Origin of the sequence: Dactylosporangium aurantiacum, assembly GCF_000716715.1 — a bacterium.
GTDB classification, from domain to species: domain Bacteria; phylum Actinomycetota; class Actinomycetes; order Mycobacteriales; family Micromonosporaceae; genus Dactylosporangium; species Dactylosporangium aurantiacum.
Map to the genome: position 1 here is coordinate 65,788 of NZ_JNYJ01000016.1, position 22,964 is coordinate 88,751.

Genomic DNA, 22,964 nt, shown 5'->3' on the forward strand with positions numbered 1-22,964 from the left:
GGCCCATGCGACCGTACGTGACGCTCCGCGCGACCCTCGCCGCCGTGGCGGCCCTGCTGGTGATCCTGCTGCCGGCCCGGCCCGCCTGGGCGCACGCGATGCTGGTCAAGAGCGACCCGGCCGCCGGCGCCACCGTCACCGCCCCGCTCACGGCCGTGACCTTCACCTTCAACGAGATGGTGAAGCAGCAGTTCAGCACGGTCGTGGTCACCGGCGCCGACGGCGTCTCCTACAGCGACGGCACCCCGAAGTCCGTCGACAAGACCCTCACCCAACCGGTGAAGCCGCTGCCGCCGGGCGCCGTCAAGGTCGTGTGGCGCACCGTCTCCGGTGACGGTCACCCCCTGGAGGGGCAGTTCACCTTCACCAACGCCGCCCCCGCCCCGTCCAGCGCCGCCCCGTCCAGCGCCCCGCCGACCAGTGCCGCCCCGGCACCGCCGCCGTCCGCGACGACCGGCGCGGCGGACCCGGCCTCGTCGTCGGACGACGGCGGCAGCGGCCTGCTGTGGCCCGCATCGGTCGCCGCCGCCGTCGTGCTGGTCCTGGTCGGCGGCACCCTCTGGTGGCGCCGCCGCGCCCCGGGCAAGGGCTGAGCGGCCGTCAGGCGGTCCGGCCGGCGAAGAAGTCCAGCACCGCCGCGTTGACCGCCTCGGGCTGCTCCAGGTAGCCGTAGTGCCCGGCGTCGCGGATCTCGACGTACCGGGCACCCGGGATGGCGGCGGCCAGCTCCCGCCCACGAGCCGCCGGCGCCACCAGGTCGTCGGCGAACGAGACGACCAGCGTCGGGGTGCTGATCCGCCGGTACGCGCCGAGCCGGTCGGTGTCCACGTCGACGTCGAGCTGCGGGCGGACCGCGGCATCGGTGACGTCCGGCGCGGCCATCTCGAAGAGGTCGAGCCAGTCCTGCACCGCCTGCTCGTCCAGCAGCGTGCGGGGCGACAGGTTCTGCAGCGCCCGCACCGCCGCGTCGTAGCCGGGCGGCAGCCGGACGCGCTCGTCGTACAGGCTGCGCTCGGCGGCGGCGAGGGCCCGGGAGAACGCGTCGGGCCGGCCCCGCCCGGCCATGAGCACCGCCTGGGTCGCCAGCTCGGGCCGGGCCAGCAGCAGCTCCTGCACCACGTGCGCGCCCATCGACGAGCCGATCAGCCGGCAGGGACCGCCGACCAGCCGCTCGATCAGCCCGGCGGTGTCGGCGACGAGGTCCTCGACGGTCAGGCCGGGTCCGGCCGGGTCGCTCGGCGCGACACCCCGGTTGTCGAACGTGATCGCCCGGTACCCGGCGGCGACGAGCGCCGGCACCTGGTGCAGCCGCCACGTCCGCCCGGCCGCCGCGGTCCCCGCCACGAGCACGACCGCGTCGCCGGTGCCGCTGTCCTCGTAGTGCAGCCGCACCCCGCCCACGGTCACGAACTCGTTGCGCAACGGACGTCCCCTCCGCCGGTCGGGAGCACCCAACCTATCCGAGCGGTGGACGCGACGCTGGCCGGGACGGCGTATCAGCCCCCGACCAGCCATCGCCGGCGAGCCTGAAACCGTCCGGTTACGGTCCGCAGTAGGAGCCGCTCACGGTGGCGCCCGCGCTAGCGTCGCGACTGATGCAGCCCGATCCGCAGCGCTCCAGGGCGATCCTCGTCGGGGTCACCCGGCACCGCTCCACCGCGCTTCCTGCCCTACCCGGCGTCGAGCCCGCCGTGGCCGCGCTGGCCCGGGCCCTGACCGCGCCGCCGACCGCGGTGCTGGATCCCGCGCGCTGCACGGTGCTGCTCGACCCGACGTACGACCAGGTGATGGGCGCGCTGTACCAGGCCGCCGACACCACCGACACGCTGCTGGTGCACTTCGCCGGGCACACCGTCCTCGACGACGCCGGGCGTCCCGCCCTGGCCTGCGCCGACAGTGAGCCGGACCTGCCCCGGAGCCTGATCGGCTACGACCGGTTGACCGACCTGATCGGCCGGATCCGGGCCCGGCGGCGGGCGCTCATCGTGGACAGCGGCTCCGGCGCCCGCCACGGCTGGGCGCCGGAGCCCTTCCTCACCCGGCTGGTGTTCGCCGGCGACGGTCCCGGCGCCGGCACCGCGGCCCTGGCCGATCTGGTCGAGTACGGTGTCGCGGACCGGTCGCCGTGGATCACGCCCGACGTGGCGTACCCGGACCTGCGCCGGCATTCGTTGTTGCGCGGCCGGCCCTTCGACGTGTCGGTCTTCGTGGCCGGCGAGCCGGTCGTGATCGCCCGCAACGCCCGCCGACGGCTGCCGCCGCCCCGCGACGAGGTCGGCCACGGGGGCGTGACGGTCGGTCCCGCGTTGCCGCAGCAGCGGATACCTCTGCGCGGGCGAGGCGACACCGTCGGCGGCTACAACGGCCGGGGCTGGGATGCCGACACCGGCGAGTTCGCGCGCCTGGGGGACCCGTGGGACGCCCCCGGTTCGGCGGCACCGGACGACGAACGCGCCGGCCGCGCCGCACGGCCCTCGCCGGAGGACCGGCTGGCCCGGCACGTCAACGTCGACGTGCTCGACGCCGTCAGCGGGGCGCCGGTCCCCGGGCCGCTCGCCGTGGACACCCGGTACCTGCTGGAGGTCGACATCGGCCCGCTGCGGCGCACCGGGGTCCGTGCGCTCGGCGACGAGGCGCTGCCCGTGGACCGCCTGCCGCCCAGCGACGTCGGCTGGTGGCTGGAGCTGTCGCTGTCCAGCCGCGACGTGCGGTGCCCGCCGCGGCCCACCCCGGTGTTCCTGGGGGTCGTCGGGGCGGCGTACCGGTGCGGCTGCGCCCCGTACACGAGGCACAGCTGCGACGAAACGGCGCGCACACCGCGGGTGGAGCTGCCGTTCGTCACCGCCGGCGCCGGCGAGGCGGAGCTGCGGCTGGTGGTCTACCACGGGCCGGCGGCGGTGCAGGTGCTGCGCATCGTCGTCGTGGTGCGGGCCGAGGGGCAGCACCGCCGGGAGGTCGTGTTCTCGCTGACCCGGGACCTGCGCGGGCTCGGCCGGTTCGCCGACCGCAGCGTCGGCATCGTGGCGGCGGAGCCGGTCGCGGGCCGCCACCAGCTGGTGCTCAACGACGGCGAGCACGCGCCGGAGCCGTTCGAGCTGGCCGAGGAGCAGGCCGGCACCGCCGCGCGGCTGCTGCGCACCCGGCTGTTCACCGCCCACCTGGTGCAGCACGGCGACGGCTCCTGGGGCAGCCGCTACGACGCGGCGTTCGCCAAGCCCCCCGCGCTGCTCGCCGCGGACCTGCACGGGCTGGCGGTCGCCGGCCGGGAGGCGTACGTGGCGATGTTCCCGGACGCCGCCCGGCGGCGGTCGCTGCGGGACCGGCTCGCCCTCGGCCGCGGCGACGGGCTGCCGGGCACGATCCAGGTGGCACGGACCGCGAACAGCCGGGTCGCCGTGCCGTGGCAGCTGCTGTACGAGCTGCCGGTGCCGGACCGGCTGGCGGACGCGACGATCTGCCCGGGCCTCGCCGACCTGGAGCGGGACCCGTTCCGGGTCCGTTGCCGGTTGGAGGACGACCCGGGTCATCACGGGCCGCACGGGGTGGTGTGCCCGTTCGGGTTCTGGGGTGTGGCGTACCGGCTGGAGGTGCCGCCGTGGAGCCGCGGCGCCGACCTGGCCGAACGCACCGGCGCCGACGCTCCCGCGACCGTGCTCGCCGCGGTGAACCGCGCCGCGGTCGGTGCCGGCTGGGACCCGCACCGCGCCGCGCTCGACCGGATCTGCCGCCCGCCGGAGGCGCTGGTCGTGACGAGCACCGCCGCGCTCCGCGCCGCCGCCGTCGCCGGGGTCGACCTGCTGTACTTCCTGTGCCACGGCCGGCGCGAGCCACACTGGCTCGGCGGTCCGGACCGCGTCGAGCTCGAGCTGGGCCCGGCCGACCGGATCACGCCGCAGGGCGTCGCCGACTGGGCTGAGCTGTCGCCGCCGGTGCGCTGGGCGACCCGCCGCCCGCTCGTCGTGCTCAACGGCTGCCACACCGGCGAGGTGCTGCCGGCGACGCTGGCGGAGTTCGTGTCGGCGTTCGTCGGCTCGCTCGGCGCGGCCGGGGTGCTGACCACCGAGGTGGCGATCGACAGCGGCCTGGCGTGCCACGCCGTCGAGCTGCTGCTGAGCCACCTGTGGACCGGCGACGGCGTCGGGCTCGCGCTGTGGCGGGTGCGCCGGCAGCTGCTCGCCCGCGGCAACGTGATGGGCCTGGCGTACTCCGCCTACTGCGACGTCAACCTCCGACTTCCCACAATGGAGCGCTCATGGGACACAGCCCGCTCGTCGGCAGCGTCGGCGCGGCCTGCTTCGGCGTCGTGACCGGCTACATCACGTACCGCACCCTGGCCCGCGCGACGGTCGCCCCGCAGGTGTCCGACATCGCCGCGGTCCTCGGCGCGGTCGGCGGCGGCGCGATCACCGCCCTGTTCCCGAACACGGACTCCGACGCCTTCGGCTGGTACTCGATCGGCCTGCTGCTGGGCATGGCCGGCTACCTCACGCTGTCGGTCGTGTTCCGCGGCAAGCGCAAGACCGGCACCATCCTCGGCGACGGGACCGACCCGCGCCCACGGTAGCGCCGCCGGCCCCGCCAGGTCGTCGACGACGGCCCGCACCTCGTCGTCGAGCGGCCGGTCCCGCCGCGGGTCGTGGGCGGCGACCCGCTCCCGGCGCACAGCCGCGGAAACGCCGGTCCACGTGGGACGCCGTAACGCCCGCCGGGCATACCCTGTGCGGGTGTCGTCGATCGCTTCCATCCATGTGCTGCAGGGGCCTGACGTCAAGGCGTTCGCCGAGTCGGGTGTCGCCCCGGAGGGCCGGCAGCTGCATGACGCCTTCCACTGGTCCGGCTATTTCATGCTGTACCTGATGCTGTTCCTCGACGAGCAGGGCGTGCCGGTCTCCGAGTCCCGGCACGACGAGGAGCTGGCCGGCGTGGAGGGCCTGTACTTCCTGCTCACCACGGAGCACCAGCAGTACCTGCCGCGGCTGGACCCGGCGTCGTTCGACCAGGCCGCGTTCGGGGAGTACCTGGACGAGATGGGCTTCGCGGACTTCGACGAGGCCCCGGTCGCGACGCGGGAGACCCTCGAGCTGCTCCGCGGGCAGCTCGCCGCCCTCACCGGCGACGAGGCGCTGCTCATCGACATCGGCTGAGCCGTCCCGGTCAGCGCGTCGAACCGCCGGGCAGCGCCCGGACCCCTGGACCGCCGACGCCGATCATCCGGGTGCCGGTGCCCGGGTCGGGGTCGGGGTCGGGCGAGTTGCGGTCGGCGGCGGGCATGGCGTCGCCGGCGGTGAGCACGACGACGGTGCCGCGGTCCGCGCCGGCTGGGAGCGCCGGGCATCAGGAAGCGACTGCCGCCCGTGCCGGTCCCGGCCGGCCCACGACGGTGGGCGCGCCGGGTGCTGCGACGGCGCCGAAGGGACCGCGGCGGGTGGCTGGAGGCGTTAGCGTGGCCGGATGGACGCAGCGCAGGAGCACCGGGAGATCGCAGGGACGTTCACCGAGCGGGTCCGGGGCGTGCCGGCCGGTGGCTGGGACCGCCCGGCGCCGTGTGCTGGCTGGGTGGCCCGCGACGTCGTCGGCCACCTCGTCGAGTGGTTCCCCGGGTTCCTGCGGGCGGGGGCCGGCATCGAGCTGCCGCAGGGACCGCCGGTCGGCGAGGACCCGGTCGCCGCGTGGCAGGTGCACAGCGACGCGGTCCAAGCGGTGCTGGACGACCCGGCCTGCGGCGGGCGGACGCTGAGCAACCCGCACATCGGTGACCTGCCGCTCGACCGGGCGATCAGCCAGTTCTACACCGCCGACGTCTTCCTGCACACGTGGGACCTGGCCCGCGCGACCGGGCAGGACGAGCGCCTCGACCCGGACCGGTGCGCGGCGATGCTGGAGGGGATGCTGCCGATGGAGGCGACGATGCGCGGCAGCGGGCACTACGGGCCGCGGGTGGACGTGCCCGACGACGCCGGCCCGCAGACCCGGCTGTTGGCGTTCATCGGCCGCGATCCGCGGTAGCGCCGTCCATCGCGGGCAGGGCGAGGTCCTGCTGGCGCAGCAGCCGTCGCACGGACACGTCGGCCTCGTAGGCGACCCGGACGGCGCCCTCCTCGGCCATCAGCTCGACCGCGGTGCGCAGCGCCTCCACCGCCCGCCACTGCTCGCCCTGCCGGGCGACGCCGGCGGCGAGCAGCAGCCACGCCTCCGCGGCGACGTCCTGCGGCAGGTCCACGTCGCGCAGCACGAGGTCGGCGCGTTCGATCGCGCGGTCGGGCTCGCTGGCGGCCAGCAGCGCCTCGCCGCCGACCAGGACCACGTCGGGCGCGCCGGGGTCCAGGCCGGCGAGGCCGTCGCGGACCTCCTGGTCGCGGCCCATCGCCAGGAGCAGGCGCAGCTCGGTGAGCGCGGCCTGGTGGCGGATCCACACCCTGGACTGCCCGGTGCCGCCCGCCTGGCGCACCGCGGACAGCGCCGCCGGCAGCTCACCGCGGGCCCGCAGCAGCCGGGCGCGGACCAGGGCGAGGACGGTCGCGAAGGCCCCGGCCTGCGGCGTGCGGGCGGAGGCGCCCAGCCCGCTCTCGGCGGCCCGCAGGTGCCGCCACGCGGCGTCGATGTCGTACCACTCGGTGGCGACCCAGGCCAGCGCCGCGTCGGCGACGTGGTGGCGCCGGCAGTCGACGGAGGCCAGGGCGATCGCCCGCTGCGCGGCGTGGTGTGCGGTGCGCAGCCGCCCGCGCAGGGCCTCGGTGAGGGCGAGGTGCTGCATGCAGTACGCGAGCAGCTCGGCGCAGCGGGGACCCTCGGCGGCCAGGGCCGCGTCGGTGAACGCCTGCGCCGCCTCGGCCAGCCGGCCCGTGCACAGCAGCACGGTCGCCGCGCCGGCCTGCACGTACACCCGCAGCTCGGGACGGTCGCGCAGCCGCTCGCCGGCCAGCTCGAGCAGGTGGACGCCGGCGCCGGTGGCGGCCGCCAGGCGTTCGACGTCGCCGGCGAAGAAGGCGAGCGCCTGGTGCAGCACGCAGGTGGACACGGCGAGCGCCAGCGGGGTACCCGGCGCCGGCTCGACCGGGCGGCCGGCCATGAGCCGCTCGGCCCCGTCGCGGTCGCCGCGGGTGATCGCGAGCGCGGCGGCGACGACCGCACCCTCCGCCGTCGACGGCGCGGCCGGCGCGTCGCCGAGCAGCTCGGCGAACGGGCCGCGGCGGCCGTCGACGACCAGCGCGCACACCCCGTGGTCCGCCACGAGGATCCGTGCCGCGTCGTCCCAGGCGCCGGCGGCGGCGGTCTGCGCGACGGCGCCCGCCACGTCGCCGATGGCGGCGAGCCACCGCGCCAGCCGCAGCCGCAGTGCCCGCGCGTCGTGCGGCCGGGCCGCCAGCCGGGCGTCCAGCAGCGGGCGCAGCAGCGGGTGGACGCGGTGCATGCGCCGGTCGGCGTCGACCGTCTCGATCAGGGCGCCGGCCTCGACGAGCCGCTCCAGCAGGTGGGTGGGCGACGGCTCGCCGGCGGCGGCCGCCACGAGGTCGTCGGTGAACGTGTCGAGCAGGGCGACGCCGTGCAGCAGCTCCTGCTGCGGCGCGGTGAGCTCGTGCAGGACCTCGCCGGTGAGGTACTCCACGATGTGCTCGTGGGCGGCCAGGTCCGGCACCGGCCCGCCCGGGTCGTGCCGCATCGCCTGCGCGCACAGCCGGACGCCGGTGATCCAGCCGCCGGTCTGGCGGATCACGTCGGCGAGCTCCTCGTCGGACAGCTCGACGTCGTGCAGCGCGAAGAGCGCCCGCGTCTCCTCGGCGTCGAGCCGCAGCTCGTCGGCGGTGACCTCGCTGAGCTGATCCGCGAGGCGGTACCGGTGCAGCGGGAACCTGGGCCGGCACCGGCCGATCAGCAGCAGCCGCAGGCAGCCCACGTGCCGCACCAGGTAGTCGACCTCGGCGAGCTGCTCCTCGTCGAGCCAGGTCGCGTTGTCCAGCACGAGCAGCAGCGAGCGGTTCCATTCGGCCAGGGCCGCCGCGACCTCCATGACGCAGTCGTGGTCGGGTGCCAGCTCGGCCCACCGCTCCAGCAGCCCGGCCGGCAGGATGACCCCGGCGGCGCGCAACGCCCCGATGAGGTGCCGCCACATCCGGTTCGGCTGCTGCCGGTCGTCGCGGTCCAGGGTCAGCCACGCGACCGGGTCGCCGTCCTCGGCCAGCCACGCGGCCACCAGCTGCGTCTTGCCGCAGCCGGCGGGCCCGGTGATCACGGTGACCGGCAGGTCGGTCAGGTTCCACAGCTGGTCCTGCAGCTGCTGGCGGCACAGTGCCTCCGGCACGATCTCGGGCACGACGAGCTTCGCGTGCAGGAGTGCCGGTGGGTCGCCGTGGTCGTGCTGATCCGTGTGCTGCATGCGCGTCGCCCCCTCAGCGCTGTGCATCTACCGATCGTGCGCGGCTGCCATGCTGCGCTGGGCCCGCATCGTCAGCGTCGCCCAGACCACCTTGCCCGCCGCCGTGTGCATCGCTCCCCAGGCCTTCGCCGCGTCGGCCACGAACCGCAGCCCGATGCCGCGGAAGTCCAGCCCCGTGTGCGCGCCGTGGACCCGGTCGAGCACGGCGGGCAGCCCCAAGTCGCCGTCCTCGACCGCGAGGTGCAGCAGCTGCCCGCGCCGGGAGGCGGTCACGGTGAACGGCGTCCCGGCGTGCTCCACGGCGTTGGTCGCCAGCTCCGAGATGATCGACCGGGCCGGGTGCAGCAGGTCGCGCAGGTCCCAGGCGAGGACCGTGTCGCCGATGAACGTCCGTGCCGTCGAGGGCGCCAGGATGCCGGGCTGCAGGTCGAGCCGGACCCGGCCGAACGGTGGCGTCCCGCGGCGGAGCGCGTCCTGGGCCGCGGCCACGCTGGTGTAGATCGGCAGCCGGTGCATCAGCCCGACGGCGGTGAGCCGGTGCCAGACGGCGTCGGACGCCACGAGCACCAGCGGCACCGCCGGCTGGACGGCGCCGCAGCGCCGCTCCGCCAGCAGGACCGCGCCGACCAGCGCCGGGTCGGGCTCCGTGACCGCCGCGAGGTTCAGCAGCAGCGCCCGCGGCTGCTCGGCCAGGCCCTTGCGCACGGCCGCGGCCAGGTCGATCCTGACGCGCGCGTCCCACCGCCCCTCGAGGATGACCTCGACGGTGGCCCGCTCGACGTCGCCGCGCAGCCGCACCAGTGACTCGATCACGGCAGCCTCACTTCACCATCCATTTCGGTGGATCGGAACATGCACTTTCAGTGTCGGAGCGTGGCTCATCATCCACCAAGAATTGCGTTGCGGTTGCCAAATTGGTTACTCCAGTCGTTGTCAATATGCACCGCCAGTCATGGTCAGAACGGTGCATAGTCGATCGTTCCCGGACGATTCGCTGAGAAATTTCACCGGTACGAGGACTAGCGTGCTGCCATGACGGGTCACCCGGGCCGGGCACCGACGGCTACGATGCGCGCCGTGCATATCAGGACATTCACCTTCATCGCGATGCTGGGCCTGTCCGTCGCCGGCTGCTCGGCGTCCGGTCCGGCTTCCACCGCACCGGTCGGCCGGCCGGATCCGCCGTCGACCGACGCGGCGGCCTCCACCGTCCCGCTCGCGGAGCAGTCGCCGGCCTCGGCGTCCGCCGCGGGCGGCGGCCGGTCGGCGAAGCCCGCCACGAGCCGCACGAGCGCCGGGACCACCCCGCCGGCCGGGTCGCTCGCCCGGCCGTGCACGATGGCGGACCTGCGGTTCTCGCTGAGTCTCGGGCTGCCGATGGCCGGGCCGTTCGCGTCGGGGTCGGTGCGGATGACCAACACCGCCGCCGACCGCTGCCGGGTCAGCGGCACGATCACCGTGCGGTGGCTCGACGGCGGCGGCCGGCCGATGCCGGTCACCGTCGAACGGCTGCCGGGGTCGATGCCGGGCTCCACGTCGGTGCTGCAGCCGGGCCGGGCCGCCAACGCCGGCCTGGAGTGGCGGCGGTCCCGGTCGCTGCCGTCGGACCCGGACGTGCTGTGCCCGCCGGCGCCGGCGGCCCTGGAGGCCCGGCTGACCGCCGAGACCACCTTCGCCCGCATGGCGTGGACGCCGGGCGAGGGGCTGTGCGACGCGAAGGCCGGGGTCCGCCCGATCGAGCCGTCCCCGTGATCGCGGAAGTTTCACCCGTGCGGTGCCCGTACCGGCGCAGGAGACCGACATAGTTGACGGACGTCGATGCCATGGGCCAGGGTCGGGGCATGTCCGGGACCCGAGCGCTGCTGTCGCCGCTCCGACTGGCGTCCGTCGCCGCCACCGCCCTGCTCGCCGGCGCACTGCTGGTCGCCGTCAATGACGCCAGCGGCAGTGTGCCGCCCGCCGCGGCCGCCCCAGCCGCGCCGGCACCGTCCGGCTCGGGCACGCCGAACACCTCGCCGTTCCCGCCGACCGCGCCGGCGAACCTGCGGGTCACCGCGGTGACGTCCACGTCGGTGACGCTGAGCTGGACCGCCTCGACGCCCGGCTGCTGCCAGGTCACCGGCTACGACGTCACCTACATGCAGGCGTTCTACGACGTCGGCCGGGTCGCCAACCTCGGCAACGTCACCACGGCCACCATCACCGCCGACATCCGGCCGGGGACGCAGTACAGCTTCCTGGTCACCGCCCACGACGACCTCGGCCACCGCTCAGTCGGATCCAACGTGGTCGTCGTGGTCACCCCGGTCGTCGACACCGGCCCGGACACGGTGCCGCCGGGCGCGCCGGGCAACCTGCGGGCCGACCCGACCAACGGCCCCACCACCACCCTGACCTGGTCGCCGGGCACGGACAACGTGGCGGTCACGGGGTACGACGTCTACCGCTTCGACGGCGTGTTCATCTCCACCCTGCTGGCCACGGTCACCGGCACCAGCTACACCGCCACCGTCGCCACGCCCCGCGACCAGTTCTACGTGCGGGCCCGCGACGCGGCCGGCAACGTGTCGATCGCCTCCAACACGGTCACCGTCACCGGCGGCACCAGCGGGCCCAGCAGCCCGGCGGCCAGCCCGTCCAGCAGCGCGCCGCCCGTGCTGTCGTGCCGCGCGCGGTTCACCTACACGTCCGTGTGGGCGACCGGCTTCGTCGCCGACGTGACCATCACCAACACCGGGACCACGCCGATCACGGACTGGGTGATCACCTTCAGCTTCGGCGGCGACCAGCGCGTCAGCCAGGCGTGGAACGCCACCTTCAGCCAGTCCGGCGCCGCGGTCACCCTCACCCGCGCCGACTGGAACCGGATCATTCCCCCGGGCGGTTCGGTGACGGTCGGCCTGTACGGCAGCCGCACCAGCCCGCCCACGCCGCCGCCGACCGTGTATGTCAACGGGGTGCCCTGCACCGCCTGACCGTCCACTTCGGACAACCGCCGGACTGACCGTTTCGCCTGGTAAGGTGGATGGCTCCAGAGACGGCGGGAGGTGCGGCGTGCGGCGATCCGGTCCGGTGCGCACGACCGCCGTCGGCCTCGCGCTGAGCCTGTGCGCGCTGCTGCTCGGGCTGTCACGGGCGCACGACGCGCTGCCGGGTGACACGTTCCAGGTCGCCCGCACCGCGGCCGCGGTCGCCGCCGTCGCCGGGGCTGAGACACCGCAGGGCAGGAAGGTGCCCGAGCCGCGGCATTCGCGCACCGACGCGCCGCAGTGGCTGGCCGTCCTGCCCGACAGCACCGACGTCGAGCCGGGGTTCCGGGCGGCGTGCGCCGCCCCCACCGCGGTGACCCTCCACGATGGACGGTCGGCGGGGACGCCGGGCTGCCGGGGCCCACCCACCTCCTGACGCACGAGACGACTCGCGTCCCACCGCCGTGACCCGCCGGGTCGACGGTCTCGTCGTGTTGCCTTCCGGAGGTTTCCGTCATGTCCCGTATACCGCCGCGTCCTCGCCAGCTCGTCACGCCGCACGGCCCGCCGGGCCGCACGTGAGCGCCCTCGCCGCGATCGCCATCTTCACGATCGCGTTCGTCCTGATCGCCACCGAGAAGGTGCACCGGGTGGCGGTGGCCCTGTTCGCCGCCGGCATGATGGCGCTGCTGGGCCTGGTGCCCGGCAAGGACGTGTTCTTCTCCGAGCACGCCGGCATCGACTGGAACGTCATCTTCCTGCTGCTCGGCATGATGATCATCGTCGGGGTGATCAAGCAGACCGGGGTGTTCGAGTTCCTCGCCATCTGGGCGGCGAAACGCTCCGGTGGCCGGCCGTACAAGCTGCTCGTGCTGCTCATGGTCATCACCGCGGTCGCGTCGCCGTTCCTGGACAACGTCACCACGATCATGCTGGTGGCGCCGGTGACCGTGCTCGTGTGCCGCAGGCTGGGGATACCCGCCGCGCCGTACCTCATCGCGGAGGCCCTCGCGTCGAACATCGGCGGCGCCGCCACGCTCATCGGCGACCCGCCGAACATCATCATCGGCAGCCGCGCCGGGCTGACCTTCAACGACTTCGTGGTGCACATGGCGCCGATCGTCGTGGTCCTGTTCGCGCTGTTCATCCTGCTGGCCTGGGTCATGTTCCGGAAGCGGTTCGAGTTCCATCCGGAGCGCGTCGCCGAGGTCATGGCCATGGACGAGCGGGCGTCGATCACCGACCGGCGGCTGCTGGCCCGCTGCCTGGCGGTGCTCGCGCTGGTCGTCGCCGGGTTCGCGCTGCACGCCGTCATCCACGTCGAGCCGGCCATCATCGCCCTGCTCGGCGCGGGGCTGATGGTGCTCGTCGCGCGGGTCGACACCTCCGTCTACCTGCAGGAGGTGGAGTGGTCGACGCTGGTCTTCTTCATGGGCCTGTTCGTCATGGTCGGCGGCCTGGTCGAGACCGGCGTCATCCACGGCATCGGCACCTGGGCGACCGGCCAGGTCGGCGACGACTACTTCCTCGCCGCGACCGGGCTGCTGTTCGGCTCGGCGGTGCTGGGCGCGTTCTTCGACAACATCCCGTACGTGGCGACGATGGCCCCGATCGTCGAGGACATCGTCGCGACCACCCCCGACCCGGCGACCGGCCAGTCGCTGTGGTGGGCGTTCGCGCTCGGCGCGGACTTCGGCGGCAACGGCACCGCGGTCGCGGCCAGCGCCAACGTCGTCGTGCTCGGCATCGCGGCCCGCGCCGGCGAGCCGATCAGCTTCTGGCAGTTCACCCGCTACGGCATCGTCACCACCGTGATGACCACCGTCATCGCGTGGGCCTACGTGTGGCTGCGGTACTTCTCGTGACAGCTCAGGGAGCCATCATGCATACCACCAGCAACGTGCACCTGCTCACCGCCTCCGACGGCCATCGTGTCGGGGTCGCCCGGCACCCCGACGGGCACCGGGAGCTCGTCGTGCACCACCCGGCCGACCCGGCGCCCCGGCGCACCGGCGTCCTGCTCACCGCGGCGGAGGCCCAGGTCCTCGCCGACGTCGCCGGCGCGGACGGACCGGCCACCCACTGCGCCCGCCTCGACCGGCACGACGACGGCGTCTGCGTGCTGCAGGTGCTCATCGGCGGCGGCTCGCCGCGGGTGGGCCGGCCGCTGGCGGACGCCGGCGTCGACGGCGCCGTCGTCGCCGCCGTCGTGCGCGGCGAGCGGGTGCTGCCGCCGCCCGGCCCGGACTTCCGATGCCGGGCCGGCGACATCGTCGTCATCATCGGCGGCCCCGACGCCGTGTTCGACGTCATCGACGCGGTGACGGCGGCCTGAACCGGTCCTGCCGCGGTCCCGCCTCGGTGGGACCGCGGCAGCCCGGCGCCACACTGCTCGCCCGCGGCCGGCGGCGGGCAGGGTCACGGCGACGCCGGGCCCGGCAGGATCATGGCCATCGACAGCTCGTCGCGGAACTCGCCGTCGATCAGCAGGCAGCCCACGCGGCGGCCCTCGTGGACGAAGCCCATCCGCTCGTACAGGGCGATCGCCCGGTGGTTGTGGGCCATCACGTTGAGCTCGATGCGGTGCAGGCCGTTGGCGGCCGCCCAGCCCTTCGCCGCCTCCAGCAGCCCGGCGCCGACGCCGGCACCGCTCGCGCCGGCCAGGACACCGATGACGACGTGCGTGGTGAGCCGGTTGCGCCGGAACGCCCCTCCGGTCAGCTCCACGTACCCGGCCAGCTCGCCGCGCCGGTCGGCCACGATCACCACCGAGTTCTCCGACCGGGCCACCTGCTCCAGGTGGCGGGCCAGCGCCGGCACCGAGGCGTCCCGCTCGCCCGGCTCCAGCAGCATGAACGAGGTCTCCTCGTCCAGGCGCTGCTTGAGCTTCAGCAGCGCCGCCGCGTCGGGCGGCCCGGCGATGCGCAGGACCGGCCGGTCGGGGTCGGTCGGCGGCCCCCCGTGGTCGGGCGTCGTGCGGCGCATCCGGCGGATCTACCCGGCCTCGTGGATGTCGATGACCGCCGCCGGGCAGCGGGTCGCCGCCTCGTACGCCGACTCGTGGTGCTCGTCGGCGGGGTGTTCGGCGAGCAGCACCACGACGCCGTCGTCGTCGCGCTGGTCGAACACGTCGGGGGCGACGAGCGCGCAGACGCCGGAGCCGATGCACCGGTCGGCGTGGACCTCGACCCGCATCACGCCTCCGTCTCCAGCGCCGGCACGATCTCGTCCCAGGTGGCGGGCACGGCGACCGGGCCGAGGACGGCGCTGTTGGTCTTGAACCGGATCTCCTCGAACGGCACCGCCAGGCGCAGCGTCGGGATCCGCCGGGGCACGGTGCCGAGCACGGAGGTCAGCTCGAGGCGGGCCAGCTGCTGCCCGACGCACTGGTGCGGGCCGTGGCCGAAGCCGAGGTGCGCGCCGCTGGTCCGGCCGATGTCGAGCCGGTCGCCGTCGGGGTACAGGGCGCTGTCGCGGTTCGCCGACTGGACCGCCACGACCACGAAGTCGCCGGCCTTCACCGGCTGCCCGGCGATCTCGGTGTCCCGGGTGACCTCGCGCAGCAGGCCGCCGCCGACGCCGAGGTAGCGGACCATCTCCTCGGCGGCGCTGCCGGCCAGGGTCGGGTCGGCGCGCAGCCGCTGCAGCTCCTGCGGGTGCTCCAGCAGCGCGACGATGCTGTGGCTGATCAGGCTGGCCGTGGTGTCGTAGCCGGCCAGCAGCAGCGCCGCGGACATCGACACCAGCTCGGTGTCGGTGAACGGCCGGTCGGTCTGGTCGCTGCGCACGATCATGCGGCTGATGACGTCCTCACCGGGGTCGGCGCGGCGGGTCACCACCATCATGTACAGGTACTCGAACAGCGGCCGCAGCGCCGCGGCCACCTCCTCGGCGCTGGACGCGCCGGCGTTGAGCGCCTCGGCGGCCCGCTGGAAGAGCGGCCGGTCGGCCTCCGGCACGTCGAGCAGCCCGGCGATGACGGCCGTGGTGACGGGCCGGGCGAACGCCGAGTAGAGGTCCACCGGCGGCGGCGTGTTCGCCAGCAGGTCGAGCTGCCGGTCGACGAGCTTCTGCACGAGGGGGCGGAGCTGGTTGATCCGCTTCATGTTGGACACCTCGGGCGCCATGTGCCGGCGGAAGCGCAGGTGCTCGGCGCCGTCCATGCGCGGGAACTCGCCCTCGCCGACGGGGACGTCGCGGCCGCCGAACCCGAGCAGGATGTGCGCGGCGACCCCGGCCCGGTTGCTGAACAGCTCCGGCTCACCGAGCACGTGGCGCACGTCGGCGTACCGGCTGACCAGCCACGCGTCCACCCCGGTCGGGCACGCGACCCTGATCACCGGGTGGCCGGCGCGCAGGTCCTCGTACTCCGGCGGCGGCCCGAACGGGCAGGTCCGCTCCCCCGGCAGTGGCAGCGGCGGCAGCGCCCCGGTCTCGTTCTCGCTGACAGCTGTCATCAGTTTGACCCCCGATGGTTCGGCACCCGGCAACAACCGATCCATCTTCATCGACCAATCGATGAAACACCACCGTCCGGGCCGGGAAGTTCCCGGCCCGGATCGACGATTTCCGCATGCCGCCGGCATCCGCCTGGACAACCACGTCGGGCTGCGCGGCGGGCCGCGACTGGGAGCGCTCAGGGCACGCGGTAGCCGTGGAACCGCACCGGCCCGCGGATGACGAACCCGAGCCGTTCATAGCACCGGATCGCGGTCGCGTTGGCGGCCGCGACGTGCAGGAACACCCGCTCACCCCGCGCCGCGACCCGCTCGGCGGCGGCCCTGACGACCCGGGACGCCAGCCCGCGGCCGCGGGCGTGCGCGGCGGTGCACACGCTGCTGATCTCGGTCCAGCCCGGCGGCCGGAGCCGCTCGCCGGCCATCGCCACCAGCGCGCCGTGCTCGCGGATGCCGTAATAGGCGCCCAGCTCGACCGTCCGCGGCCAGAACGGCCCGGGCCGGGCCCGCGCGGTCAGGGCCAGCATCTCCGGCACGTCGGCCGGCCCCAGCGCCACGACGGTCCCCGGCTCGACGGGCTCGACCGGCCGTTCGAGGACCATCTGGTAGCCGGCCAGGTCGAACACGGGCTCCCACCCGGCCGGCGCGGCGACCGGGGCGCTGAACAGGTCGGCCAGCTCCCCGCTGCCGAGCAGCCGGGCCAGGTCGCGCCAGTCGCCCGCCCCCGGCTCGGCCGGCACCGTCGCGAACGTCGCCACCCCGGCCTGGTACGTCCCGGCGCCGCCGACCCACCGCGCGAGGTGCGCGTGGTGGCCGCGCAGCGAGTGACCGACAGGGTCGTCGAGGGCGGCGAGGTCGGTTCCGGGCACGGCACGCTCACAGCTCGTCGGGTCGCCCGGCCGGGCACCGGACCGACGGCCACTCTACGGGAGCACGTGATCCGGTGTCGTCGGGACCATCGCGGGAGCGCCGGCGGCGTCACCGACGTCGTGCTGATGGGCGTGTCGAAGGGCGGCGCCGCGTCCCTGGCCGCCGCGGTCACCCTGCGCCGGCGCTGTCCCTCGCCGCGGAGAACGACCACCCGTTCGCCGAGGCGGCGCAGCGCTTCGACACCACGGCGCCGAAGAACGTGGCGCACCAGGTGTTCCTGCCGATCGGCGCGGAGCACGGCACCGGCCTGCTCGGCGGTGGCCAGGCGGGCGAGGTCACCGCGCTGGTCGAGGAGTTCCCGCAGCGGCACGCGCCCGTGCACGCTGTCGCCGCAGCGGGTGGTGGATGGTCCGCACCCGTCAGCGACGTGTGCGCTCACATGGAGATTTGAACTGGTCATTGACGGACGTCAGTGTGCGCGCTCACAATCGACGCAGCCGCCCGGAGCCGCCGATCCGGGCATCACTGACATGGACTTCTGCCGATGCGATTCGCGGTCCGTCTCCTCGCGCCCCTCGCCCTGCTCGCCGGGCTCGTCACCGCCGCGGCCACCGGGCCCGCGCCCGAACCGGTGCCGGTACCCGTCGCGGTGACCGGCACCCAGGTGCCCGTGCCGCCCCCGCCGATGGGGTGGGCCTCCTGGAACACGTTCGCCGCGAAGATCAACGCGAGCGTCATCAGGGCGCAGGCCGACGCGCTGGTCTCCTCCGGCCTGGCCGCCGCCGGGTACACGTACGTCAACATCGACGAGGGCTGGTGGCAGGGCACCCGCGACGCCGCCGGCAACATCACCGTCGACACCGCCGAGTGGCCCGGCGGGATGGCCGCGATCGCCGACTACCTCCACAGCAAGGGGCTCAAGGCCGGCATCTACACCGACGCCGGGCGCGACGGCTGCGGCTACTACTACCCGACGGGCCGGCCGGCGGCGCCGGGCAGCGGCAGCGAGGGGCACTACGCGCAGGACATGCTGCAGTTCTCCCGCTGGGGCTTCGACTTCGTGAAGGTCGACTGGTGCGGCGGCAGCGCCGAAGGGCTCGACCCGCAGTCGACGTACCGCGCGATCAGCGCCGCCGTCACCGCCGCCACCGCGAGCACCGGTCGGCCGCTCACGCTGTCGATCTGCAACTGGGGCGTGCAGAGCCCGTGGAACTGGGCGCCCGGCCTGGGCACCATGTGGCGCACCAGCGGCGACATCATCTACTACGGGCAGACCGCGACGCAGGCGATGGTGCTCGCCAACTTCGACCAGGGCGTCCACCCCACGGCGCAGCACACCGGCTACTACAACGACCCCGACATGATGATCGCCGGCATGCCCGGGCTGACCGCGGCGCAGAACCGTACCCACCTGGGGCTGTGGGCGATCTCGGGCGCGCCGCTGCTCATCGGCGACGACGTCGCCACCATGGACGCGACCACTCTGGCGACGCTGCGCAACGCCGAGGTCATCGCGGTCGACCAGGACCCGCGCGGGCTGCAGGGCGTGAAGGTCGCCCAGGACGCGCAGGGCCGGCAGGTGTACGGCAAGGTGCTGTCCGGCTCCGGGCGGCGCGCCGTGCTGCTGCTCAACCGGACCTCCACCGCCGCGGCGATGACGGTGCGCTGGGCCGACCTCGGGCTGGCCGCCACGACCGCGACCGTGCGCAACCTGTGGTCGGCCACGAACGCGGGCAGCTTCGCCTCGTCGTACACGGTGAACGTCCCGGCGAACGAGTCGGTGCTGCTGACCGTGACCGGCACCGAGGCGGCCGCGAGCACGTACGAGGCCGAGGCGGCCGGCAACACCCGCACCGGCGCCACGGTCGCCGCCTGCGCCGGCTGCTCCGGCGGCTCGAAGGTCGGCGGGATCGGCAACGGCGGCACGCTGCGCTTCAACGCCGTCACCGCCGCCGCGGCCGGGCTCGCCGTGGCGACGATCGCCTACGCCAACGGCGACACCGCGACCCGCACGGCGACGCTGCAGGTCAACGGGCAGCCGTCCACCGTGGTCGCGTTCCCGCCGACCGGGTCGTGGACCACGCCCGGCACCGTCTCGGTCATCGTGCAGCTGACGGCCGGCTCGGCCAACACGCTGACGTTCGGCAACGCCGCCGCGTGGGCGCCCGACCTGGACGCCGTCGAGGTCCGCGCGCTGTCCGGGGCGGCGGCACCGGCCACCGTGCGCATCCAGGGCGTGCAGTCCGGCCGCTGCCTCGACGTCAACAACTCCAGCACCACCAACGGCGTGCAGCTGCAGCTGTGGGACTGCAACGGGCAGAGCAACCAGGCGTGGACCCAGACGTCGAGCCGGCAGTTGACCGTGTACGGCAGCAAGTGCCTCGACGCGTACAACAGCGGCACCACCAACGGCACCACCGTGGTGATCTGGGACTGCAACGGCCAGGCGAACCAGCAGTGGAACGTGAACGCCGACGGCACGATCACCAGCGCCCTGTCCGGCCTGTGCCTGGACGCCAGCAACCGGGGCACCGCCAACGGCACGAAGATCATCCTGTGGGCGTGCGGCTCGGGCACCAACCAGCGCTGGACGCTGTCGTGAGCCGGTAGCCGCTCGGACGAGCGTCGCGACCTGATCGGCGGCGTGGCGCAGCTGGGTGGCGGGCCCGGCTGCGTCACGGCCGGCGGCCCTGCAGCGGGACCCCGTCGTCGCGGTACCGACGCAACGCCATCCAAGCCATCGCGACGGGCCCACCGGGACCGGTAAGGCTCGCCGCTGCCGGCCGCGGGACGAGGTCCGCGCCGGGCGCCGGCTCGATGCCGGCTGCGGCGCGTGATGCCGGATGAGCCGTCGGGTGGCGCGCACCGGATCCGGTGACGATGGTCCTGTCGTACCGGCAGCGGCGATGGCACACGAAGTGCGTTCGACCGGCCGGTGCGGCGGGTGTCAGATGGCGTCATGGCCTACCGGGCGTGCTTGATCCGGACGCCCGGCCCCAGTTCGGCCTCGCCCCTGACCAGCTGGTTCGGCCCGAGATGGACCTCCACCGTGCAGCCGGCGAGCGGGGTGAGATCAACCGGGGTGGACACGTTCGCGATGCGTACCGAGCGCAGGGCCGGTATACGGGCGACGGGGGTGAGGTCGAGCGCGTCGGTGCGCCCGAGAACGAGTGTCCGCAGCGTCCCGGATTCCGACAGTGGTTGCAGGTCGACGCCGGGGATGTCGGAAACGGCGAGTTCCTCGAGGCCGCGCAGGCGCAGCAGCGGACGGAGGTCGGTCGCCCACCGGCTGCCGTTGAGCCACAGCTGCCGGACGGCCGGGATCGCGCTCGCGAGGGCGGCGAGGCCACCGGTCGGTGCCGCGGAGTCGTACAGACCCAGCATGTCCAGCGCCGCCAGATCGGCGAGGAAGGACACGTCGCGCGCCGGAAACTCGTGCAGTTGCAGTCTGGTGAGCCGACCGTGCGAGGACAGCGGCGTGAAGTCGTGGACCTTGTTGACGTATCCGAGTTCCAGCCCTGTCAGGTGTTCCAGCGGGCGGACGAAGTCGATCGAGGTGATGCCGGGCAACAGCCACAGGTTCAGGAAGTCCAGGTCGGCGAGGGCTCCCACCGGGGACGGGTCGGTCTCGCGGTCACCGAAGTAACCGTCGAGCCGGCGCAGTCGTGGATGCGCCGCGAGCGGCGTCAGGTCACCCAGGATGCCCTCGTCGAAGGTGACAGCGCTCAGCATCGGCACGTCGTCCAGGCAGCGCAGATCGATGGGGGTCGCGAACGCGACCGCCAACGCCCGCAGGTTCGACAGCCGGTACGTGGCGGGCAGCAGGTTCGGGTTGGTGATGGTCAGCGCACCGTCGATCAGTGACGCGCCGGCCAGCACCCGGTCGGCGTACTCGTGCGGGTCGAAGAACTCCCAGACCCGGGCGAGTTCCCGCTGGACGGCGGGTCGCCCGTCGACGGCGTACCCGGCGAGCAGGTCGAGGGCGGCGGGCCCGTTCACCAGGGCGACCGCTCGGATCGCCGCGGCGGCTCGGGTCTCCGGCATGTCGCGGCTGTCCCGCGGCAGGCACCGCAGGAGCGGGTCGCCGACCGCGGCGAGGCTGCGGGCCTCGGAGACGCTGCGCGGCGGCACGAGGGTCCTGAACTCATCCTCCACCCGGCGCAGCAGTTCGGGTGGCTGCAGCGACGGCACGGTCTCCAGGCACGCCGCGGCGAGGAGTCTGATCGCGCGTGCGTGCCGCGGTGCGGCCTCGGCCCGCTCGAGCAGGCCGGTGAGCAGGTGCCGCCGCACGACCGCGTTGCCGTGCCCGGCGGCCATGACCACGACCTCGCGCCACGAGTCGAGATGGGCGTGCTGGAGAAGGAGCCCGACGTCGCCCTGCTCGGCGGCCTCTCGGGCGGTCAGGTACTCCTGGAACGTACGGTGCACGAAGTCGATCCGCCCGGGAACGGGTTCGCGCAGGACGCCGCTGCGGTGCACCAGGTGCTCAAGGACGTCACCGGGCGCGCCGTCCATGCCCGGCATCACGGCGAGCCGTTCCTGGACGCGTTGCTGGGCCGTCTGCCGTGCCATCTCCGTCGCGTTGTTGATGGACAGTCGCCACGCAAGGCCCTGCAGCAGCTGCAGTTTGGCGCCGGACGACAGGCCGGTGACCGCCTCGGCGATGTCTCGTTGCGTGTCCCGGCGTTCCAGGAGCAGATCGACCGCGGCCTGGTACAGCGCCATCCTGTCGCGAGGCAGGTGGGTGTTGCGATCCAGGTTCAGCGCGCACAACATCGCGCACAGCAGTGGACTCGCCGCCATCGACTGCAGGTGCGGGCTGCTGTCGAGGCGGGCAAGGAGCGCACTCTCGTACCGCGGCAGCTCCTGCTCCGGGCACGGCAGGTTCGCGGCGTCGCGGACCGCCAGATGCCAGTGCCGGATGAGCGCCCGGATGGCGGCCGGGCTCATTCGCTCCAGCATCGCACTGGTGAAGGCTTCATCGGCCAGCCAGCGTTCGGCGGCCGCGGCCGGCCGGGATGTGACGACGACCCTGATGTGCGGGTAGGCGCGGAACAGGCCGGCCAGCCACGGCTTGACCGCGGGTCGTTCCGCCGCGGGCAGCTCGTCGACGCCGTCGACGAGCAGCACGGCGGCGCCGGACATGAGTTGGCGGTGCACCCAGCCCGCGGGCATGAGACCGGCGATCGGATCGACCACACCGTTCAGGAAGTGCTCCGGCCGGGGCAGCGGTCCTCCGGCGTGACTGCGCAGCTTCACCAGCAGCGGGACGGAGCCGTTCCACGCGGCCAGCTCCCCGGTGAACCCGTGTCGTGCCGCGGTCACGGCCAGCCACCGCAGCACCGTGGACTTGCCGGATCCCGCCTCACCACGCAACAGGAAGCGGGTGCCCCGCCCGAGCGCCTGCTCGACCCGGATGCCGGGCAGCTGGACGGCGGACCTGCGCAGGTCCGCCGGCGCCCAGGCCACCGCACCCGCCGACGCGGCGGCGTCGGTCGTGCTGACGGTCAGGCTGATGTAGGCGATCGACAGGGTGGTCCGCGGCCGGTAGTGGTGGATGTCGACGCCGAACAGTTCGACGTCGTTGAGCCAGGTGCCGAGGTAGCTCAGATAGCGGTGCCGGAAGGCGTCGTCGTGCAGCGTCCCGGCCGGTGCGTCGAGGCTGGTCTGCGGCACGCGAACGGACAGCTGTCGCAGCTCGTCGGCGAGTCGGGCGGTCCGCGCGAGCAGGTCCGCATCGGCTCTGGCCGGGAACTGCGGCAGCTCCACGATGAGCGCCGCGAGGTAGGTGCAGCATTCGTCCAGCATCAGCTCGTACAGCCGGGTGCCGAGTTCGGACAGGCCCGCCCGTCGGGACGCGTCGGTGCAGCGTCGCCGCAGCCGGTCCGCCAGTGCCGCCGGCTGTACGTCCGCGCCGAACAGCCCTTCGTCGCTCAGGTCGGCACGGCTGAACGTTTCGCCGACGGCGGCGAGGACCGCGTCCCGTTCGCCGTCGGGCAGGCCCGCGAACCGGGTCAGTACGAGCGGCTGCAGCCGTTCGGCAACGGAGTCGATCATCGCTTCGATCTCCCGCTCCGCCTTCCGCCGGGAGAACCGGTCAGTGAACCGCCGGTTGATCAGCTCCGACAGCGGCAGCCCGCGCTCTGCCCGCTTGCGCCGCTCACCGAGCCATCGTGTGACCGCGGGCCCGACAACAACCCTCCCGACCTGCAGCAACACCGTCTCGATCCCGGTCACAGCCACTCCTGTCCCACCCGCGCCCACCCACGCCGCCACAATCATCGCAACGAATGT

21 protein-coding genes are annotated in these 22,964 nt (G+C 74.1%); 12 read left to right on the top strand and 9 right to left on the bottom strand.

Features of this window, described 5'->3' with window-relative positions; all coding sequences use genetic code 11:
• Positions 1-5: 5 nt before the first annotated feature.
• Positions 6-593 carry a copper resistance CopC family protein gene (locus OP18_RS19655; protein ID WP_052386993.1) on the top strand — a complete coding sequence of 196 codons (588 nt, stop codon included), beginning with the start codon at positions 6-8 and terminating at the stop codon, positions 591-593.
• A 7-nt stretch (positions 594-600) separates the two neighbouring features.
• On the opposite strand, the gene OP18_RS19660 is transcribed toward OP18_RS19655, so the two are convergent.
• Entirely contained in the window at positions 601-1,422 is an 822-nt protein-coding gene (locus OP18_RS19660) for an alpha/beta fold hydrolase (protein ID WP_245635452.1), read from the bottom strand.
• Positions 1,423-1,595: 173 nt separating this feature from the next.
• Here OP18_RS19660 and OP18_RS19665 point away from each other — a divergent pair, with 173 nt between their 5' ends.
• The 3 genes from OP18_RS19665 (at position 1,596) to OP18_RS19675 (ending at position 5,144) form a co-directional block, all read left to right on the top strand.
• Entirely contained in the window at positions 1,596-4,307 is a 2,712-nt protein-coding gene (locus OP18_RS19665) for a hypothetical protein (RefSeq protein ID WP_033360411.1), read from the top strand.
• Entirely contained in the window at positions 4,253-4,564 is a 312-nt protein-coding gene (locus OP18_RS19670; protein WP_033360412.1) for a hypothetical protein, read from the top strand. Before OP18_RS19665 ends, OP18_RS19670 begins: the two co-directional genes overlap by 55 nt.
• Before the next feature lie 160 nt (positions 4,565-4,724).
• Complete coding sequence (locus OP18_RS19675) at positions 4,725-5,144, top strand: hypothetical protein (protein ID WP_156089634.1); 420 nt, start codon at positions 4,725-4,727, stop codon at positions 5,142-5,144.
• Between the two features lie 10 nt (positions 5,145-5,154).
• On the opposite strand, the gene OP18_RS57300 is transcribed toward OP18_RS19675, so the two are convergent.
• Entirely contained in the window at positions 5,155-5,292 is a 138-nt protein-coding gene (locus tag OP18_RS57300; RefSeq protein WP_156089635.1) for a hypothetical protein, read from the bottom strand.
• Positions 5,293-5,451: 159 nt separating this feature from the next.
• Here OP18_RS57300 and OP18_RS19680 point away from each other — a divergent pair, with 159 nt between their 5' ends.
• A complete protein-coding gene (locus OP18_RS19680) occupies positions 5,452-6,006 on the top strand; it encodes a TIGR03086 family metal-binding protein (protein ID WP_033360414.1) in 555 nt (184 codons plus the stop codon).
• Here the strand turns inward: OP18_RS19680 and OP18_RS19685 are convergent.
• Together OP18_RS19685 and OP18_RS52750 are read right to left on the bottom strand one after the other, a co-directional pair.
• A complete protein-coding gene (locus tag OP18_RS19685; RefSeq protein WP_156089636.1) occupies positions 5,984-8,401 on the bottom strand; it encodes a winged helix-turn-helix domain-containing protein in 2,418 nt (805 codons plus the stop codon). The genes OP18_RS19680 and OP18_RS19685 overlap by 23 nt on opposite strands.
• A complete protein-coding gene (locus OP18_RS52750) occupies positions 8,402-9,187 on the bottom strand; it encodes a hypothetical protein (RefSeq protein ID WP_052386994.1) in 786 nt (261 codons plus the stop codon). It abuts the gene before it with no gap.
• Between the two features lie 264 nt (positions 9,188-9,451).
• On the opposite strand from OP18_RS52750, the gene OP18_RS55235 reads away from it, so the two are divergent.
• The 5 genes from OP18_RS55235 (at position 9,452) to OP18_RS19715 (ending at position 13,678) form a co-directional block, all read left to right on the top strand.
• Positions 9,452-10,126 carry a DUF4232 domain-containing protein gene (locus tag OP18_RS55235; protein WP_162189809.1) on the top strand — a complete coding sequence of 225 codons (675 nt, stop codon included), beginning with the start codon at positions 9,452-9,454 and terminating at the stop codon, positions 10,124-10,126.
• Positions 10,127-10,215: 89 nt separating this feature from the next.
• On the top strand, positions 10,216-11,349 hold the full coding sequence (locus OP18_RS19700) for a cellulose binding domain-containing protein (RefSeq protein WP_156089637.1): 1,134 nt from the start codon (positions 10,216-10,218) through the stop codon (positions 11,347-11,349).
• Between the two features lie 79 nt (positions 11,350-11,428).
• On the top strand, positions 11,429-11,779 hold the full coding sequence (locus tag OP18_RS19705; RefSeq protein WP_156089638.1) for a hypothetical protein: 351 nt from the start codon (positions 11,429-11,431) through the stop codon (positions 11,777-11,779).
• A gap of 142 nt (positions 11,780-11,921) precedes the next feature.
• Positions 11,922-13,208: an ArsB/NhaD family transporter gene (locus OP18_RS19710; RefSeq protein WP_033360418.1), complete on the top strand. Its 1,287-nt coding sequence runs from the start codon at positions 11,922-11,924 to the stop codon at positions 13,206-13,208.
• A 17-nt stretch (positions 13,209-13,225) separates the two neighbouring features.
• Positions 13,226-13,678 (top strand): cation:proton antiporter regulatory subunit, encoded by a 453-nt coding sequence (locus OP18_RS19715; RefSeq protein ID WP_052386996.1) that lies wholly within the window; start codon positions 13,226-13,228, stop codon positions 13,676-13,678.
• Positions 13,679-13,761: 83 nt separating this feature from the next.
• On the opposite strand, the gene OP18_RS19720 is transcribed toward OP18_RS19715, so the two are convergent.
• The 4 genes from OP18_RS19720 to OP18_RS19735 form a co-directional block, all read right to left on the bottom strand.
• Complete coding sequence (locus OP18_RS19720; RefSeq protein WP_052386997.1) at positions 13,762-14,328, bottom strand: GNAT family N-acetyltransferase; 567 nt, start codon at positions 14,326-14,328, stop codon at positions 13,762-13,764.
• Between the two features lie 9 nt (positions 14,329-14,337).
• Positions 14,338-14,538 carry a ferredoxin gene (locus tag OP18_RS19725; protein ID WP_033360419.1) on the bottom strand — a complete coding sequence of 67 codons (201 nt, stop codon included), beginning with the start codon at positions 14,536-14,538 and terminating at the stop codon, positions 14,338-14,340.
• Positions 14,538-15,800, bottom strand: a complete 1,263-nt coding sequence (locus tag OP18_RS19730; protein ID WP_033360420.1) for a cytochrome P450 — start codon at positions 15,798-15,800, stop codon at positions 14,538-14,540. Before OP18_RS19730 ends, OP18_RS19725 begins: the two co-directional genes overlap by 1 nt.
• Positions 15,801-15,979: 179 nt before the next feature.
• Positions 15,980-16,669 (bottom strand): GNAT family N-acetyltransferase, encoded by a 690-nt coding sequence (locus OP18_RS19735; RefSeq protein ID WP_033360421.1) that lies wholly within the window; start codon positions 16,667-16,669, stop codon positions 15,980-15,982.
• Positions 16,670-16,743: 74 nt separating this feature from the next.
• Here OP18_RS19735 and OP18_RS57305 point away from each other — a divergent pair, with 74 nt between their 5' ends.
• Positions 16,744-17,121, top strand: a complete 378-nt coding sequence (locus tag OP18_RS57305; RefSeq protein ID WP_156089639.1) for a hypothetical protein — start codon at positions 16,744-16,746, stop codon at positions 17,119-17,121.
• A 93-nt stretch (positions 17,122-17,214) separates the two neighbouring features.
• Positions 17,215-19,272, top strand: a complete 2,058-nt coding sequence (locus OP18_RS19745; RefSeq protein ID WP_033360423.1) for an RICIN domain-containing protein — start codon at positions 17,215-17,217, stop codon at positions 19,270-19,272.
• A 362-nt stretch (positions 19,273-19,634) separates the two neighbouring features.
• Here OP18_RS19745 and OP18_RS19750 read toward each other — a convergent pair whose 3' ends face one another.
• Positions 19,635-22,907 carry an NACHT domain-containing protein gene (locus tag OP18_RS19750; protein ID WP_033360424.1) on the bottom strand — a complete coding sequence of 1,091 codons (3,273 nt, stop codon included), beginning with the start codon at positions 22,905-22,907 and terminating at the stop codon, positions 19,635-19,637.
• Positions 22,908-22,964: the final 57 nt, after the last annotated feature.

Excerpts from the sequence above, each read along its gene's own strand:
- OP18_RS19665 (WP_033360411.1), top strand. The coding sequence starts at position 1,596 with ATGCAGCCCGATCCGCAGCGCTCCAGGGCGATCCTCGTCGGGGTCACC.
- OP18_RS19655 (WP_052386993.1), top strand. The coding sequence starts at position 6 with ATGCGACCGTACGTGACGCTCCGCGCGACCCTCGCCGCCGTGGCGGCC.
- OP18_RS19725 (WP_033360419.1), bottom strand. The coding sequence starts at position 14,538 with ATGCGGGTCGAGGTCCACGCCGACCGGTGCATCGGCTCCGGCGTCTGC.
- OP18_RS19680 (WP_033360414.1), top strand. The coding sequence starts at position 5,452 with ATGGACGCAGCGCAGGAGCACCGGGAGATCGCAGGGACGTTCACCGAG.
- OP18_RS19730 (WP_033360420.1), bottom strand. The coding sequence starts at position 15,800 with ATGACAGCTGTCAGCGAGAACGAGACCGGGGCGCTGCCGCCGCTGCCA.
- OP18_RS19745 (WP_033360423.1), top strand. The coding sequence starts at position 17,215 with ATGCGATTCGCGGTCCGTCTCCTCGCGCCCCTCGCCCTGCTCGCCGGG.
- OP18_RS19720 (WP_052386997.1), bottom strand. The coding sequence starts at position 14,328 with ATGCGCCGCACGACGCCCGACCACGGGGGGCCGCCGACCGACCCCGAC.
- OP18_RS19700 (WP_156089637.1), top strand. The coding sequence starts at position 10,216 with ATGTCCGGGACCCGAGCGCTGCTGTCGCCGCTCCGACTGGCGTCCGTC.
- OP18_RS19670 (WP_033360412.1), top strand. The coding sequence starts at position 4,253 with ATGGGACACAGCCCGCTCGTCGGCAGCGTCGGCGCGGCCTGCTTCGGC.
- OP18_RS19715 (WP_052386996.1), top strand. The coding sequence starts at position 13,226 with ATGCATACCACCAGCAACGTGCACCTGCTCACCGCCTCCGACGGCCAT.
- OP18_RS19685 (WP_156089636.1), bottom strand. The coding sequence starts at position 8,401 with ATGCACAGCGCTGAGGGGGCGACGCGCATGCAGCACACGGATCAGCAC.